The sequence below is a fragment of the Bradyrhizobium sp. CCBAU 53421 genome (assembly GCF_015291625.1).
Lineage (GTDB): Bacteria > Pseudomonadota > Alphaproteobacteria > Rhizobiales > Xanthobacteraceae > Bradyrhizobium.
Map to the genome: position 1 here is coordinate 2,513,586 of NZ_CP030047.1, position 15,807 is coordinate 2,529,392.

Annotated in this window: 13 protein-coding genes; 10 read left to right on the plus strand and 3 right to left on the minus strand. The window is 66.1% G+C overall.

The features are described from left to right. Positions 1-8 precede the first annotated feature (8 nt). From XH92_RS11905 to ilvA, 5 genes are all read left to right on the plus strand, one after another. Positions 9-1,628, plus strand: coding sequence for an FAD-dependent monooxygenase (locus tag XH92_RS11905; RefSeq protein ID WP_194459379.1), 1,620 nt, complete (start codon positions 9-11; stop codon positions 1,626-1,628). A gap of 11 nt (positions 1,629-1,639) precedes the next feature. After that, positions 1,640-2,431, plus strand: coding sequence for an alpha/beta fold hydrolase (locus XH92_RS11910; RefSeq protein WP_194459380.1), 792 nt, complete (start codon positions 1,640-1,642; stop codon positions 2,429-2,431). A gap of 18 nt (positions 2,432-2,449) precedes the next feature. Continuing rightward, positions 2,450-3,868, plus strand: coding sequence for an MFS transporter (locus tag XH92_RS11915; protein ID WP_194459381.1), 1,419 nt, complete (start codon positions 2,450-2,452; stop codon positions 3,866-3,868). 19 nt (positions 3,869-3,887) lie between these two features. Beyond that, the gene (locus XH92_RS11920; protein ID WP_194459382.1) at positions 3,888-5,078 is read left to right on the plus strand and encodes a Xaa-Pro peptidase family protein; all 1,191 of its coding nucleotides are present in this window, start codon (positions 3,888-3,890) and stop codon (positions 5,076-5,078) included. Between the two features lie 332 nt (positions 5,079-5,410). Continuing rightward, positions 5,411-6,952: a threonine ammonia-lyase, biosynthetic gene (ilvA, locus tag XH92_RS11925; RefSeq protein WP_194459383.1), complete on the plus strand. Its 1,542-nt coding sequence runs from the start codon at positions 5,411-5,413 to the stop codon at positions 6,950-6,952. Between the two features lie 20 nt (positions 6,953-6,972). Here the strand turns inward: ilvA and XH92_RS11930 are convergent, their stop codons facing one another. From XH92_RS11930 to XH92_RS11940, 3 genes are read right to left on the minus strand one after another with little or no spacing between them, the layout of a single operon-like run. Beyond that, entirely contained in the window at positions 6,973-8,001 is a 1,029-nt protein-coding gene (locus tag XH92_RS11930; RefSeq protein WP_194459384.1) for a class II aldolase/adducin family protein, read from the minus strand. 11 nt (positions 8,002-8,012) lie between these two features. Further along, positions 8,013-8,882 carry a TIGR01459 family HAD-type hydrolase gene (locus XH92_RS11935; RefSeq protein ID WP_194459385.1) on the minus strand — a complete coding sequence of 290 codons (870 nt, stop codon included), beginning with the start codon at positions 8,880-8,882 and terminating at the stop codon, positions 8,013-8,015. Next, on the minus strand, positions 8,879-10,159 hold the full coding sequence (locus tag XH92_RS11940; RefSeq protein ID WP_194459386.1) for an FGGY-family carbohydrate kinase: 1,281 nt from the start codon (positions 10,157-10,159) through the stop codon (positions 8,879-8,881). The genes XH92_RS11935 and XH92_RS11940 overlap by 4 nt, the downstream gene beginning before the upstream one ends. 134 nt (positions 10,160-10,293) lie before the next feature. On the opposite strand from XH92_RS11940, the gene XH92_RS11945 reads away from it, so the two are divergent. The 5 genes from XH92_RS11945 to XH92_RS11965 all read left to right on the plus strand — a co-directional run bounded on the left by XH92_RS11945 (position 10,294) and on the right by XH92_RS11965 (position 15,804). After that, on the plus strand, positions 10,294-11,310 hold the full coding sequence (locus tag XH92_RS11945; protein ID WP_194459387.1) for a sugar-binding transcriptional regulator: 1,017 nt from the start codon (positions 10,294-10,296) through the stop codon (positions 11,308-11,310). Between the two features lie 28 nt (positions 11,311-11,338). Next, positions 11,339-12,778, plus strand: coding sequence for an extracellular solute-binding protein (locus XH92_RS11950; RefSeq protein WP_194459388.1), 1,440 nt, complete (start codon positions 11,339-11,341; stop codon positions 12,776-12,778). A gap of 116 nt (positions 12,779-12,894) precedes the next feature. Continuing rightward, positions 12,895-13,824, plus strand: a complete 930-nt coding sequence (locus tag XH92_RS11955) for a carbohydrate ABC transporter permease (protein ID WP_194459389.1) — start codon at positions 12,895-12,897, stop codon at positions 13,822-13,824. A gap of 14 nt (positions 13,825-13,838) precedes the next feature. Next, positions 13,839-14,696 (plus strand): carbohydrate ABC transporter permease, encoded by an 858-nt coding sequence (locus XH92_RS11960; protein ID WP_028341199.1) that lies wholly within the window; start codon positions 13,839-13,841, stop codon positions 14,694-14,696. Positions 14,697-14,700: 4 nt separating this feature from the next. Further along, entirely contained in the window at positions 14,701-15,804 is a 1,104-nt protein-coding gene (locus XH92_RS11965; RefSeq protein WP_194459390.1) for an ABC transporter ATP-binding protein, read from the plus strand. Positions 15,805-15,807 lie beyond the last annotated feature (3 nt).

Genomic DNA, 15,807 nt, shown 5'->3' on the forward strand with positions numbered 1-15,807 from the left:
AGACAAGGATGGGCATCGCCACCGATGAGGCACGCCAGACCTCCGTATTCATCGCCGGCGGCGGGCCGGTTGGGCTTGCGATGTCGCTGCTGCTCGATCGCTTCGGCATCGACTGCGTGGTGGTCGAGAAGAGCCCGACGACGACGGATCATCCCAAGTCGCGCGGCTGCTGGGTCCGCACCATGGAGATCTTCCGGCAGTGGGGGATCGAGCAGGCGATCCGCGAGCGCGGCCTGCAGGACAACTCCGACATGTTCGTGTTCCTCGACAGCATCGCGGGTCACGAATTCGGCCGCACCCGTCCCGAACCGAATGTCGGTCACACCCCCGCCTGGAAGAGCCTGGTTGCCCAGGACGCCGTCGAGGAGGAAATCCTGCGCGTGGTCGAGAAGTCCAGGCACGCCACGGTGCTGTTCAACACGGCCTGTGAATCGTTCGAGGAGACCAACAGCGGCGTCAACGTCACGACGCGTTGCGAGAAGACCGGTGAGGTGACGCAGTGGACGGCGACCTACCTGATCGCCGCCGATGGTGCCGGCAGCCAGACCCGGCGCAGCGCCGGGATCGAGATGGTCGGACCGTCGACGCTGGCGGTGATGTCGAACGAGTATTGGCGGGCCGACCTGTCGCGGCTGCCGATCGCGCGCGAGGCCGCCGGCTTCATCATCGTCCCGGAGAGGCCTGATCTGCCGCGCGCCGGCATCCTCAACACCAACGGTCGGGATCGCTGGCTGACCGTGACGCAAATCGGCCTGACCAAGGACGATCGCGAGCGGCCGTGGACCGACCAGGAGTTCATCGAGATCGCGCGCGGCCATGTCGGCATTCCCGACCTCGATGTCACGCTTCTGAACCGTTCGATCTGGCGCGTCAGCATGCAGGTGGCCGAGACCTTTCGAAAGGGCCGGGTGTTTCTGGTCGGCGACTGCGCGCATCGCTTTCCGCCGACCGGCGGCTTCGGCCTGAACTCCGGCGTTCAGGACGCGCACAATCTCGCCTGGAAGCTCGCCTTCGTGCTGAAGGGCCACGCGGACGAAAAGCTGCTCGACAGCTATTCCAGTGAGCGCCGCCCGATCGCGCAATCCAATGCCAATTTCAGTTACGGCAATCGGCTGCGCTTTGGGCTGACCGACGACGTCGTGCGATCGCGCAATCCGGACCGGATCAGGTTCTGGATCAACGACATGGACAATCACCTGCACAGCATCGGCCAGAACCTCGGCCATAATTACGAGGAGGGCGCTGTCATCCCCGATGGGACCGTCGCGAAGGCGCTGAACTCCCGCTACTACACGCCAACCGATCGTCCCGGCGCGCGCTTTCCGCATATGTGGCTCGAGCCATCGCGCAAGAAGTCGACGCTCGATTGGTTCGACAAGGAATTCACCGTCGTCACGGGTCCGCTCGGCTCTGAGTGGCTGGAGGCGGGGAAGCAGGTGTCGGAGAAGACCGGCCTGCCGCTCTCGCTGAAGCAGTTGCCGTCAGCCGATCCGGCGGACGGTTTCCAGCTCGGCATGCGTGGCGCCGTGCTGGTGCGCCCCGATGGGCATGTGGCGTGGCGGATGCCGTGGCTGCCGTCCGATCCGGCGAAGGAATTGGCCGGCGCGCTTTCAACGCTGCTGCATTGACGGAGGCTCCGATGCAATCGTTCGAATCCGGCGGCGTCGCCACGGCGTTTGAGAAGACCGGACGCGGCGAGCCGATCGTGCTGCTGCACGGCGGCGAGGCCGATCATTCGATGTTCGACGGCCTTGCGCCTGCCCTGGCGGCGCACTTCGCGGTGATCGCTTATGACCAGCGCGATTCCGGCGCCACCAAAAATCCTCCGTCGTCCTATTCGCTGGCCGACCTGGCCGACGATGCCGCCGCCTTGATCACGGGGCTCGGCTACGATCGCGCCCATGTCTTTGGGACTTCGCTCGGCGGACAGATCGCGCAGGTGCTGGCGGCCCGCCATCCCGACCGCATCGATCGCCTGATCCTTAGCAGTACCTGGAAGGTCAACAGAAGCCCGCTCGACGTCAATGCGGACGTCTTCCGCACACTCGCGTCCTACCGTGCTGATACCGCCGGCAATGCGCCGAAGATCGCTGAGTTCTTCTTTCCGCCGGACTATCTGCGCGCACGGCCCGAGCTGATCGACATCTTCCGTGGCTCCAGCCGCGACGACGGCCAGAAGGCGCGACGCGGTGCCTTGCTCGCACAGCCTGTCGCCGCCGATCTGAGCGGCTTTGATCGCCCGACCTTGCTGCTCGTCGGCGGCGACGACCGGCTGATCCCGAATGCGGAGACATTTGCGCTCGCCCGCGATCTTGCACGCGTCGAGACCAGGACCATCGCGGGCGTCGGCCATGTCGCGTCGATCCAGGCCCCCGGGCGGGTGGCGGAGGCAGTGACGGCATTCCTGAATTCAAAAAAGAAGGCGGCTTGACAACAACAGGGGGAGACCATGGCTGAGCAAGCGAGCGCTGTGCCGTTCGACGAAGCGCCGGTGACGACGCGCTATTGGCTATCGATCATCATCTTCGCCATCGCCGGTGTGGTGGATTTCTTCGATTTCTTCGTGGTCGGATTTCTGGTCTCGGTGCTGGCGCCGAAATGGCACCTGACGTTCGGCCAGACCTCGATCATGCTGATGAGCGCCGGCATCGGGGCGATGCTGGGCGCGTTCGCCGCGGGCGTCCTCGCCGATCGTTTCGGGCGCAAGCCGCTGGCGGTTGCCGGCGTTCTGCTGTGCGGCCTGACCTCGGGCGCGATCGCGTTCATCCCGGAAGACGGTTGGGTCGCGTTTGCGATCCTGCGCTTCTTCGTCGGCTTCGGCCTTGCCGCGGGGGCTGCGGCTGCGGTTCCTGCCATCGTCGAGTTTGCTCCGACCCGCCATCGCACCCTGGTCACGAGCCTCGTGGTCGTTCCTGTCGCCTTCGGCGTGTTGTCGGCGTCGGTGACGGCGAGCTTCCTGTTGCCGCTGGTCGGCTGGCGCGGATTGGCGGCGGTCGGATTCTTGCCGATCCTTCTCGGGATTCTCACCATGATCATCATGCCGGAATCGCCGCGCTGGCTGATCAGCAAGGGCCGCGTGCGCGATGCTCAGGCGAGTATCCGGAAACTCTACCGGGTCGGTGGCGAGTCATTCGAGCTGCCCGCATTGCCGCCGGCGAACCCGGCGACATTTGCCGATCTCTTCGCCGAGCAGCGGCGCTTCTGGCTGACGGTGCTGATCTGGTTCGGCGCCAGTACGGCAAATTACGGCGTGTTCCTGTGGGGACCGACGATCGTCGCGCTGCTGCTCGGCGTCGCGCCGCAGGAGGCTGCGAAGATGTTCATCTATGTCAGCCTCGCCGGCGTGCTCGGCCGGACCGGCTTTGCGTTTCTCGCGAATCGGATCGGCCGCAAGCCGTGCGGCCAGTTGATGGGCTACGGCACCGCGATCTCGCTGGCGCTGGCGGCCTATTTTCACAACGACTTTGCCGGCTCGGTGCCGCTGTTCCTGGTCTTCCTGATCGTCGGCGCCGTGTTCTTCGACGGTGGCTTCTCGAACATCGGGCCCTATCCCGCGGAGATCTTTCCGGTTCAGCTCTCGGGGCGCGCGGTCGGTCTTGCGCAGCTCTCGAACGGGGTCGGCAAGATCGTAGGTCCCCTGTGTCTCGCATTGATCGCCGGCGCGGACAATGTCGTGCATCCCAGCGCGACCGCCGCGGCGGTGATGCCGGCGTTCCTGTTTCTTGCCGGCGCAGGCCTCCTGATCGGGCTTGCCTTTACGTTCCTCGGCGTCGAGCCGCACGGGCGGCCGGTGGCGCTGTTTGGCGAGAACGCCGGCGCGAGCGCCGCACCGAAGCCACTGGCCGCAAAACCGGCAGCGGGACACTGAAAGACGAAAGGGTCATTCCATGGACACTGCGCACGACACGATCGCAACAGTGGCGCCGTTCGATACTGCCAAGCTCAATCGGCTGATGGACGAGGCGGGGCTCGACGTCCTGATCGCCACCTCGCGTCACAACGTGCAGTATTTGCTTGGCGGATATCGCTTCTTCTTCTTCGACGTCATGGAGGCGATCGGCACCAGCCGCTATCTGCCGGTGTTCGTCTATCAGAAGGGGCACCCGGAGAATTCCATCTACGTCGGTAATCGGATGGAGAAGTTCGAGCAGGAGCTCGGACGGATATGGGCGCCGACTGTCAGAGCAGAGGCGTGGGGAACGATCGATGCGGTCGGCCTCGCGATCGAGCATGTGAGAAAGCTCGGCGGCGCCGCGCGGCGTGTCGGCATCGAGACAGGTTTCCTGCCGGCCGACGCCAGGGATCAACTGCTCGCCGGCCTCGGCCACGTCGAGTTCCGCGAGGCCCATTTCACGCTCGAGCGCCTTCGCGCCATAAAATCTGCCGCCGAGCTGGACCTCATCAGGGAGGCTTCCGAACGCGTCGTCGATGCGATGATGGCGACGTTCAGGGACTGCACGCCGGGTATGACCAAAAACGAAGTCGTCGCTCGCCTGCGCCGCGAGGAGCAGCAACGCGATCTTGTTTTCGAATATTGCCTGATTGCCGCAGGCAGGAGCCATAACCGCGCGCCGTCGAACCAGCGTCTTGCGGAGGGCGACGTGATCTCGATCGATTCCGGCGGAAACTACCGGGGCTATATCGGCGATCTCAGCCGCATGGGCATCCTGGGCGAGCCCGACAGCGAGCTGCGCGAGTTGCTGCAGGAGATCGAGGACATCCAGCAGGTGGCCCGGTGCACGATCCGGCCGGGCGCCATCGGTGGCGACATCATCGCGGCGGGCGAGGCTGCCGTCAGATCGTCGCCGCATCGCGCCGTGCTCGACTTCACCGCGCATGGCATCGGGCTCGTCAGCCACGAAGCGCCGCGCCTCACCGCGACCGGCCCGGTGCCTTACGCGCCCTATGACGCCACCCAGCCGCTCCAGTGTGGAATGGTGATCTCGATCGAAACAGCGCTGCTGCATCCGGAGCGCGGCTACATCAAGCTCGAGGACACGCTGATCGTCACGGAATCGGGCTGGGAAGCGCCCGGTGACCATGGCAGGGGATGGAATTCGTCGCGTCTCATGGCGTGACGCGGTCAGCGCAGGGGCGGCATTTTGGCCGGGCCACCGATTCAGCTGCGGTGCCGCAGGCATTTGGCAGGGAATTCGGAATACTAGAAATGTACCTCTGAGTTGCCCGACGTGTCAAGTGGCCCGGTCGACGCCAGCGCCGCCGGCTACTTTGCATGGGGTTGTTTTCGATATTTTGGCAGCGGCGGTCTTTGCTTCACTCCAGCCTCCGGTCATGCGATGGTTCGAGCTGGGTGCAGCGGGCGGCTCCGTGCCGTCTGCTCGCCAGGTCGGCGCCGACGATGGGCAGGTGCAACCGATAAGGATTGCCTCCCATCGACAGCAGCGACCCGATGACCGCCAACGCGCTCCGCGACTACGCCCAAAGCATCCTGACCGCCCGTGTCTACGACGTGGCGGTCGAGACGCCGCTCGATCCGATGCCGCGGCTCTCGGAGCGCCTGTCGCGCGCCGTGTTGCTGAAGCGGGAAGACTTCCAGCCGATCTTCTCGTTCAAGCTTCGCGGCGCCTATAACAAGATCGTCAGGCTGCCGGACGCGCAGCGAAGGCTGGGCGTGATCTGCGCGTCGGCGGGCAATCACGCGCAGGGCGTGGCGCTGTCGGCGCGCAAGCTCGGCATTCCCGCGACGATCGTGATGCCGAGGACGACGCCCGCCATCAAGGTCGAGGCCGTCCGCCGTCTGGGCGGCGACGTTGTCCTGCATGGCGACACGTTTGATGACGCGCAAACCAAGGCCAGGGAGATCGAGGTCGCGCGCGGTCTGACCTTCGTGCATCCGTTCGACGATCCCGACGTGATTGCCGGCCAGGGCACCGTCGGGATGGAGATCCTGCGCCAGCATCCCGATCCGATCGAGGCGATCTTCGTGCCGATCGGCGGAGGCGGACTGGCCGCCGGCGTGGCCGCCTTCGTGAAATTCCTCAACCCGTCGATCAAGGTCGTCGGCGTCGAGCCGGCCGACGCCGCGTCGATGGCGGCCGCGCTCGCCAAGGGCAACGTCGTCGCGCTGGATCAGGTCGGACTGTTCGCCGACGGCGTCGCCGTGCGCAAGGTGGGAACCGAGACCTTCCGGCTCTGCCGCGACCTGCTCGACGAGGTCGTCACTGTTGATACCGACGCCATGTGCGCCGCCATCAAGGACATCTTCGACGATTTGCGATCGGTCGCCGAACCCTCCGGGGCATTGGCGCTCGCCGGCCTCAAGGCCTATGCCGAACGCGGCGCACTGAGCGACGGAAGCCTGATTGCCGTCAACAGCGGGGCCAACCTGAATTTCGACCGGCTGCGCACCATCGCCGACCGCGCCGAGGTCGGCGAACACCGCGAGGCGCTGCTTGCCGTGACCGTGCCGGAGAAGCCGGGCAGCTACCGGCACTTTATCCGTATCCTCGGCTCGCGGGCCATCACGGAATTCAACTACCGCTTTGCCGAGACGACCGCGCCGGCGCAGCTGTTCGTCGGCATCGCGCTGAGCCGCGGCGAAGCCGAGAAGCGCGAAGTCATGGAACTGCTGCGGCGCGAGGGCTATCCGATCCTGGATCTGAGCGAAAACGAGATGGCCAAGGACCATGTGCGCTACATGGTGGGCGGCCGCGCGCCGTTGCTCAAGGACGAGGTGATCTACCGTTTCGAGTTTCCGGAGCGTCCCGGCGCGTTGCTGAAATTCCTCGAGAGCCTGGCGCCCGACTGGAACATCTCGCTGTTCCACTACCGCAACCACGGCGCCGACTACGGACGCATCCTGGCGGGTATCGAGGTCAAACCCGGCGAGCGCGCCCGGTTCGTTCAAGCGCTCGATGCGCTCGGTTATCCCTACTGGAACGAGAGTGAGAATCCGGCCTATCGCCTGTTCCTGTCCGCCGAGAAGGGATGACGCTGCGATCAGGGCTCCGGTCAGCGATCGGCAGTCAACTGCTGGCGATAGCGCTCGGCGTCCCAGTTGAGCAACGCATGCTCGTTCTCGGCTGTCAGGTAGTTGACGCGGGCGGTCAGAGGCAGGCGACAGGTGACCAGTGCGAGACAGGTCAGCATGACTTCCGCGCCGTCGCTGGCATCCTCGCGGATAAGGCTGCCAAGTCCCGGGACGAGAAGCGCAACCGGCGGCGGCAAGCCGTCCGCGGCGGCCTGCGCGACCACGACGCTCACCTTCTCGCGATGCTCCAGGACGGGCAGGCCCGGACCAAGGAAGACGACGTGATCGGGATAGAGCGAGCCGCTGGTTGCGATCGCGCGGCTGTAGCGGTCGGTGGCGATGCCGTGGCCGCGAGGATCCCGTGGCAGGCGATAGTTCGTGCCTGTGTAGATGCTTCGGAGCGCGTCATGATCGGCTGCGGGCGCGTGACGCGGCTCCAGCGCGAGGCGTTTCTCGACCTCGGCGACCAATGCCTCCGCCGCGTCGCAGCTGGCAGCGCCGACCACCAGGCCGTGGTTGCCGAGGATCAGGACGTCGACCGCATCCTGGGCGATCGCCTCGCTGACGGCGCGTGCGAGCGGCAGTCCTGGGTGGTGATAGTCGAGATAGCGCCAGGCCAGTCCGTCCAGCCGCCGGGCAAATTCGTTGCGGGCATCGGTTCGCACCGCCCATGCGATGGTGTTGACGGAATGGACATGCAGCACGATCCGGTGCGGCATCAGCGCATGCAGCGAGGTCTCGATCGAGGCGCGCAGCGTCGTCCCGGCATTCGGCACGAGCGGCACGCGCTCATCACCTTGGGTCAGCGCCGCGCGCGCGGCCGACAAGGCGACCGGCACGAAAATGTCCTTGTCCTCGGCGTCGGCGAGCCAGGTGCCTGACGCCTTGACCCACAGCACGTCGCCATCCTTGACCGACGAATTGCCGCCGGCGCCTTGCACCAGCAGGATATTCCGGCCGACGCGTGCCGACATGCGGCGCAGTTCATCCAGCATTTGAGGCGGTCGCATCAGGGCTGTCCTCACCAGGTCAGATGGTCCATCGTCCAGTGCGGCATCCGCGCCGCTGTGCCGGCGACGGCCTTGATCGCCTGCGGCAGATCGCTCGCCTGCGACAGCGTCGCACGGTGCGCGCCGGAGCCGATCAGCAGGGTCAGCATCCCGGCGCTGCGACCGCCGGCGATATCGTGATCGAGGGAATCGCCGATGACGAGGATGCGTTGCGGCGGGGGATGTCCCAACCGATCGCGCGCGGCGGCGAACATCGGTGGATACGGCTTGCCGACGAACAGCACGGTGCCGCCGAGCGATTGATAGAATGCGGCGAGCGCGCCGGGAGCAGGGATCAGCCCCGCGACTCCGAACATCACGAGATCAGGATTGGCGCACAGCATCGGCCGTTGCCGTGCGGCGGCCGCCGTCAGTTGCGCACGCCAGCGCTCGGGCTCTGCGGCGTCGTCGTCGAGCCCGCCGAGCAGGATGAAGTCGGCGTCGTGGATATCCGAGACCACCACGAGGTCGGTGCCGTCGACGATCGAGCGGTCAGCGTCGCGCGAGATCAGGAAGCAGGCGCGGCCGAGCTCGGCAAAGGGTGCCTGCTCGCGCGCATTGAGCCCGCGCCAGGTGACTTCGCCCGAGGACAACACGCCGTCATAGGCCTCCGGCGGCAGGCCGAGTGCTGCGAGGCGCCGCCGGTTGCTGCCGGCGCGCTTGCCGGAATTGGAGAGGATCAGAATGCGCTTGCCGGCCTCGCGCAGCCGCGCCACGCAATCCAGCGCCGCGGGAAACACCGCCAGCCCCTCGTGCAGCGTGCCCCATTGGTCGAGCAGCACATGATCGAAGCGGTCGGCGATGGCGTGAAGGCCGGCGATCGCGGTCGCATCGGCCTTCATGGCGGACCTCCGTTCAGCGCCAGCAGCGCGGCGCCGTAGCTGGCTTCGGTCTGCTCGGCGACCGAGACGGGAACGCCGAGCACGCGGTGCCTGATCCGGGTCCATGCATCGTTCTTCGCGCCGCCGCCGATTCCGATGACCCGGCGCAGGCGCGGCGCGCCGAGCCGCGCAAGCTGGCGGTAGGCGAGGGCTTCGACCGACGCGATGCCTTCGAGCAGGCCCTGGAAGAAGCGGCAATCTTCTGCCGGGCGCGGCGTGATCCGTGCGGCAAGCTGTGGATCGGCGATCGGGAAGCGTTCGCCGGGTTTCGGGAGCGGATAGTAGTCGAGCCCGGTCGGCGTATCCGGCGTCACCTGCGGCGTCAGGCGCTCCATCTCGTCGGCGCTGAAATGCAACAGCAGCGCGGCGCCGCCGGAGTTCGAGGCGCCGCCGGCGAGCCAGCGCTCGCCGAGCCGGTGCGAATAGACGCCCTGGTCGCCCGCGAAGATCGGCTGGGTCGCGAGCTGCTTCACCACCAGCGTGGTGCCGAGCGAGGTGACGGCATCGCCCGGCTGATCGGCCCGCGTCGCGATGAAGGCCGCAACGCCATCGGTGGTGCCGGCGGCGACGTGGGCGGTGGCGGGCAGGCCGAGCGAGTGCGCGATCTGCGGATCCATCTCGGAAAATGGCGTTCCCGGCACCAGCACTTCGGGAAGCAGATCGTTGCGCACGCCGAGCTGTTCGAGCCAGAGCGGCCAGGCGCGCGCGACCGGGTCGTAGCCGAGCTTCAGCGCGTTGTTCTCGTCGCTGATGCCGTGATGGTTCGCGAGCCGCCCCGCGATCCAGTCCGCCTGATGAACGGCGTGCCGCGCATCGCCGATATAGCCATGATCCAGCAGATAAAGCAGCTTGGCGAGCGCGCTGCTCGCGCCGTGTGCGCCGCTCTCGAGCGGTGCGACTGCAGCCACGCGCGTCGCCTCATGGGTGGCCCGCGCATCATTGTACATCAGCCCCGCGGAGCAGGGGCGACCGGCCGCATCGACCAGCAGCAGCGTGCCCGACGTGCCGTCCACGACGATGCGCGTGATGTCGCCGAGACCGACGGTCTCGCCGAGCTTGCGGATTGCTGCGACCGTGGCCTGCCACCACAGCTCCGGCGTCTGGTCGATGGCGTTGCCGTCGACGCGCGGTGCGGGCAGCGCGACGGACGCGGAGCCGCGAATGCCGGCCTGCGGATCGATCGCGCAGGCGCGGACTCCGCCGGTTCCGACATCGATGCCGAGAAACAAACCTCCCATCCGACTTCACCGTTCTCTGGTGCGCGCGCATCGATGTTGGTTGCGCTGCAGCACGTTTGGGGGATTGACGCCCCGTTCGGCCTCTGCAATTTTTTGCAGGACGTGAAGAAATTTGCAAGCGGACTTTTCCGGACATGGCCACACCGCCCGACAGGCTGCCGACGATCGACGGCGAGGCGTCGCTCGCGACCCGCGCGGCGTGGCTGTATTTCGCGGCGGGACTGACGCAGTCGGAGGTCGCCGACCGCCTCAACATCCAGAGCACCAAGGCGCACCGCCTGATCGCGCGCGCCAGCCGCGAGGGCATGATCCGCGTTTTCGTCGAGGGGCCGGTCGCCGAATGCGTCGCGCTGGAGAACGACCTCACGCAGCGCTTCGGTCTTTCGTTCTGTCGCGTCGCGCCTGATCTCGGCGAGACCGACCTGCCGCTGAAGGCGTTGGCGCTGGAAGGCGCGAGCTTCCTGCGCCAGATCCTCGAGCGCGACGACGACAAGGTGATCGGCGTCGGCCATGGCCGCACGCTCGCCGCCGTGGTCGAGCAGATGCCGCAGACCCCGGCGCGCGACGCGCAGTTCGTCTCGCTGCTCGGCGGACTGACGCGGAAGTTCGCCGCCAATCCGTTCGACGTGATTCACCGGCTTGCCGAACGCACCGGCGCGGAAGCCTATCTGTTGCCGGTGCCCGTGTTCGCCAACTCGGTCGCCGATCGCGCCGTCCTGATGCAGCAGTTCGGCATCGCCGACGTGTTCGCGTTGGCGCGCAAGGCCTCGCTGCTGTTCGTCGGCATCGGGCAGGTCAGCCGCGACGGCTTTCTGGTGTCTAGCGGCATGATCAAGCCCGACGAGGTCGTCGAGCTGAAGCGCGTCGGCGCCTGCGCCGATCTGCTCGGACATTTCTTCAGCGCCGACGGAACGGTGCTCGACACCGATCTGTCGGCCCGCGCCACCTCCATGAGCATGGCCGATCTCAGGAAGCACCGGATCGTCGCCATCGCCGGCGGGCCGGCCAAGGTCACCGCGCTGCGCGGGGTGCTGCGCAGCGGCGTGCTGCATGGCCTCATCATCGACGAGGTGACCGCAAAGGCGCTCGCAACCGACAAGCCGGAGACCACATCCGGCAAGGCAAGAAGCAAGACCCGGAAGGACACATAAAACAAGCGTCAACAAGGAGAGGAAATACATGTTCGATCGCGAGAAGAATCTGTTCGACTCCTACGCTGCCAAACGCATCAGCCGCCGCGATCTCCTCGACGGCGCCGCCAAGCTCGGCATCGCGGGCATTGCCGCCAACGCCGCCTTCGCCTCCTCGCTATCGAAGGCGATGGCCGCGGATTTCAACTGGAAGGCCCAGAGCGGCAAGACGGTCAAGCTGCTGCTGAACAAGCACCCTTACGTCGATGCGATGATCGGCGATATCGAGGCGTTCAAGACGCTGACCGGCATGAACGTCACCTACGACATCTTCCCGGAGGACGTCTATTTCGACAAGGTGACGGCGGCGCTGTCGTCGAAGTCGGACCAGTACGACGCCTTCATGACCGGCGCCTACATGACCTGGACCTATGGTCCCGCCGGCTGGATCGAGGACCTCAACACCTACATCAAGGATCCCGCCAAGACCAATCCGGCCTTCGCCTGGGACGACGTGCTGCCGGGCCTGCGCGCCTCCACGGCGTGGGACGGCGTCGCCGGCTCCGAGCTCGGCTCGGGCAAGGCCAAGCAGTGGTGCATCCCCTGGGGCTACGAGCTCAACAACATCACCTACAACCGCAACGTCTTCGACAAGGTCGGCGTCAAGCCGCCGAAGAATCTCGACGAGATGCTGGAGGTCGCGGCCAAGATCACCAAGGACGCCGGCGGGCCCTACGGCGTCGGCGTGCGCGGCTCGCGCTCCTGGGCGACCATCCATCCGGGCTTCCTGTCGGCCTATTCGAATTTCGGCCAGAAGGATTTCGTGATGGAGGGCGGCAAGCTGAAGGCCGCGATGAACACCAAGGCCTCCAAGGAATTCCACGACAAGTGGGTCAAGATGATCCAGACCTCAGGTCCGAAGAACTGGTCGACCTACACCTGGTACCAGGTCGGCACCGATCTCGGCGCCGGCGCCTCCGGCATGATCTTCGACGCCGACATCCTCGGCTACTTCATGAACGGCGGCGACAACAAGGAGAAGGGGCATCTCGGCTACGCGCCGTTCGCCGCCAATCCGGCCGCCAAGGCGCCGACCCCGAACGTCTGGATCTGGTCGCTCGCGATGTCGACCTTCTCCAAGCAGAAGGACGCCGCATGGCTGTTCATGCAATGGGCGGCGTCCGTCGAGCATGACCTGTTCGGCGCGCGCAAGATGGACTTCGTCAATCCGGTGCGCACCTCGGTGTGGAAGGACAGCGAGTTCCGCGACCGCATCGCGAAATCCTATCCCGGTTATCTCGAGCAGCATGACATGTCGTCACCCGGCGCCAAGATCTACTTCACGGCGCAACCGTTATTCTTCGACCTGACGACGGAATGGGCCGCCTCGCTGCAGAAGATGGTGGCGAAGGAGGTCAGCGTCGACGAAGGACTCGACAAGCTCGCCGACAGCATCAACCGCCAGCTCAAGCAGGCCGGTCTCGGCTGACGATCAACTGTGCGGTGCATGATCCCCCGCACCGCACCCATCCGCCGGCTCGGACCGTTGTCCCATCCGAGCCGGCGGCGTTTGCCAGCGGAACGCGATCTCTTATCATCATGAGCATGGTCCAACTTCTCCAGACGAACGCGCAGGCAGCGCCGGCCAAGCCAAGGCCGCGCGTGCGCCTCTTGCCCTATCTGCTCAGCCTGCCGGCGCTGCTCGTTTGCGTGGCGATCCTGGTTCCGTTCGTGACTGCGGCGGTCTATTCGCTGCAGCGCTATCGGCTGAACCTGCCTTACCTGCGCGGTTTCATCGGCGCCGGCAACTACGTCGACTTCCTGTCCGATCCGGCGTTCTGGAATACGTTCCGGATCTCGATCACCTACACCGCGGTGACGGTCGTGCTTGAGCTGCTGCTCGGCCTCGGCATTGCGCTGCTGCTGCGCCGGCCGAGCCGCTTCCACAATGCGGTGTCGATCATGCTGCTGCTGCCGCTGATGACGGCGCCGGCGATCGCCGCCCTGATGTGGAAGCTGATGACCAATCCGAGCTTCGGCATCCTGTCCTATCTGGTCGGCCTGTTCGGCGTCACCGATTTCAAATGGGCGTCCGATCCGTCGAGCGCGCTGTTCACGGTCGTGCTGGTCGATGTCTGGGTCTACACGCCCTTCATCATGATCCTGCTGCTGGCGGGCCTGCGCTCGCTGCCGCGGCAGCCGTTCGAGGCGGCGGCACTCGACGGCGTGCCGGCAAGCTTCGTGTTCTTCCGCATCACGCTGCCGATGCTGGCGCCCTACATCATCACGGCCTCGCTGTTCCGCCTGCTGGATTCGATCCAGCAGTTCGACATCATCTATGCGATGACGCAGGGCGGGCCCGGCGACCGCCTGATGGTGTTCCAGGTGCAGGCCTATCTGGAGTTCTTCCAGTACACCAATGTCGGCAGGTCGGCCGCGCTGTTGATGATCCTCTGGCTGATCACCAACATCCTGTCCAACATCTTCATCAAGAACTGGCTGCGGCTGCGCGCGCGTGCGCACGGCCACGCGTGACGGGGAGAGGCGCGATGGAACATTCCAGCCTTGCCGGTCGCATCTTCCGCGGTGTGGCGCTGACGCTGATCCTGATCTTCTTCATGTTTCCGATCGTCTGGATCTTCCTGATGTCGTTCCAGACCAACGAGCAGATCTTGAGGATCCCGCCGCGGATCCTGTTCGAGCCGACGCTTGCGAATTACGAGGCGCTGATATCCGGCCAGCTGCGCACCGCGGCCGGCAATCTGCAGATCTCCTTCATGCGCAACCTCTTCAACAGCGTCGTGCTGTCGAGCGCGGCGGTGCTGCTGGCGCTGCTGCTCGGCGTGCCGGCGGCCTACGCCTTTGCGCGCTTCAAGTTCCGGCTCGGCGAGACCATCGCCTTCACGCTGCTGTCTTTCCGCTTCGCGCCGCCGCTGCTCGTGCTGCTGCCGCTGTCGCTGTACTATCAGGAGCTCGGGCTCAACGACACCTACTTCGGTATCGTCTGGGTCTATCAGCTGATCGCGCTGCCGCTGATCCTGTGGATCGTGCGCGGCTATTTCGAGGATATCAGCCCCGACATCGAGCACGCCTATCGGCTGGCCGGGCATTCCTGGCGCGAGGCCTTCACGAGGATCGCGGTGCCGCTCGCAGGACCGGGGATCGCCGCGGCCGGGCTGCTGTCGTTCATCTTCTGCTGGAACAATTTCGTCTTCGCGTTGATTTTGGCCTCCGCCGACAAGCAGCCGGTGACCGTCGGCGCGCTGGCCTTCGTCACCGCGTCGGGAATCCAGTATGGCCAGATCGCGGCGGCGATCGTGCTGTCGGTGACGCCGACTTTGTTGCTCGCGCTCTATGCGCAGCGCTATCTGGTCGAAGGTCTCTCGCTCGGCGCGGTGAAAGGCTGATCCGATGGCGCGTCTCGAGATCAATTCGGTGATCAAGGCATTCGGTGCGGCACGGCCCGCCGACGGGCTGTCGCTGGCGGTCGAGCCCGGCGAGATCGTGGCGGTGTTCGGACCCTCCGGCAGCGGAAAGACCGTGCTGCTGCGCATGATCGCGGGGATGTTCGAGCCCGACGACGGCGACATCACCATCGGCGGCCGCTCGGTGGTCGGCGCTCCGCCCGAGCGGCGCGGCATCGGCATGGCGTTCCAGAATTTTGCGCTGTTTCCGCACATGACCGCCCGCGACAATATCGCGAGCGGGCTGCGCGCGAAGGCTGGCGGCAACGAAGTCGCGGGCCGGGTTGCCGCGATCAGCAAGCTGCTCAAGATCGAGCACGTGCTCGGCCACACCCCGCGCGAATTGTCGAACGGACAGAAGCAGCGGACTGCGCTGGCGCGGGCGCTGATCGGCAATCCGGACGTGCTGCTGCTGGATGATCCCTTGCGCAACGTCGACGCCAAGCTGCGCTATGAGATGCGGCTCGAGCTGCCGAACCTGTTGCGGCGAGGAACGGCCGCGGTGCTCTACGTGACCCAGGACTATCGCGAGGCGATGGCGATCGCCGACCGGATCGCGGTGCTGATCGACGGCCGGCTCGCGCAGGTCGCAACGCCTGCCGATATCTATGCCCAGCCGGCGTCGGTCGCGATCGCGCGACTGTTCGGCGATCCGACCATCAACCTTGCCGAGGTATCTCCAGTGGCGGAGCACGGCATGCTGTCGGCCATGGTCGCCGGCGCCAGGATGCGGCTCGGTGCTGCCGATGGTGCAGCGCCTGCCGGTGCATGCTGGCTCGGCGTCCGGCCGGAGGATCTCGCGGTGTCGTCTGCGGCCACGGACGAGGCCATCCCGGCGCGCATCCTCGCGATCACGCCGATGCACGAGAAGGCGGTGCTGCTGCTCCGTCTCGCCGACGGAACGGAATGGCTGGCGGCGCTGCCGCCGGATGCGCCGCAAGGTGCGGCCGACGATAGCGTCTTCGTCCGCTTCGCGAGCGATGCTGCGATGCTGTTCGATCGCGCGACCGGGCTCCGGATCGGGCCATCGCACCGGCTCAAGGCGGCATAGGAG

Bases quoted from the DNA above. Each gene is read 5' to 3' on its own strand.
- XH92_RS11915 (WP_194459381.1), top strand. From the start codon at position 2,450: ATGGCTGAGCAAGCGAGCGCTGTGCCGTTCGACGAAGCGCCGGTGACG.
- XH92_RS11965 (WP_194459390.1), top strand. From the start codon at position 14,701: ATGGCGCGTCTCGAGATCAATTCGGTGATCAAGGCATTCGGTGCGGCA.
- XH92_RS11905 (WP_194459379.1), top strand. From the start codon at position 9: ATGGGCATCGCCACCGATGAGGCACGCCAGACCTCCGTATTCATCGCC.
- XH92_RS11935 (WP_194459385.1), bottom strand. From the start codon at position 8,882: ATGAAGGCCGATGCGACCGCGATCGCCGGCCTTCACGCCATCGCCGAC.
- XH92_RS11945 (WP_194459387.1), top strand. From the start codon at position 10,294: ATGGCCACACCGCCCGACAGGCTGCCGACGATCGACGGCGAGGCGTCG.
- XH92_RS11955 (WP_194459389.1), top strand. From the start codon at position 12,895: ATGGTCCAACTTCTCCAGACGAACGCGCAGGCAGCGCCGGCCAAGCCA.
- XH92_RS11950 (WP_194459388.1), top strand. From the start codon at position 11,339: ATGTTCGATCGCGAGAAGAATCTGTTCGACTCCTACGCTGCCAAACGC.
- XH92_RS11960 (WP_028341199.1), top strand. From the start codon at position 13,839: ATGGAACATTCCAGCCTTGCCGGTCGCATCTTCCGCGGTGTGGCGCTG.
- ilvA (WP_194459383.1), top strand. From the start codon at position 5,411: ATGACCGCCAACGCGCTCCGCGACTACGCCCAAAGCATCCTGACCGCC.
- XH92_RS11910 (WP_194459380.1), top strand. From the start codon at position 1,640: ATGCAATCGTTCGAATCCGGCGGCGTCGCCACGGCGTTTGAGAAGACC.
- XH92_RS11930 (WP_194459384.1), bottom strand. From the start codon at position 8,001: ATGCGACCGCCTCAAATGCTGGATGAACTGCGCCGCATGTCGGCACGC.
- XH92_RS11940 (WP_194459386.1), bottom strand. From the start codon at position 10,159: ATGGGAGGTTTGTTTCTCGGCATCGATGTCGGAACCGGCGGAGTCCGC.
- XH92_RS11920 (WP_194459382.1), top strand. From the start codon at position 3,888: ATGGACACTGCGCACGACACGATCGCAACAGTGGCGCCGTTCGATACT.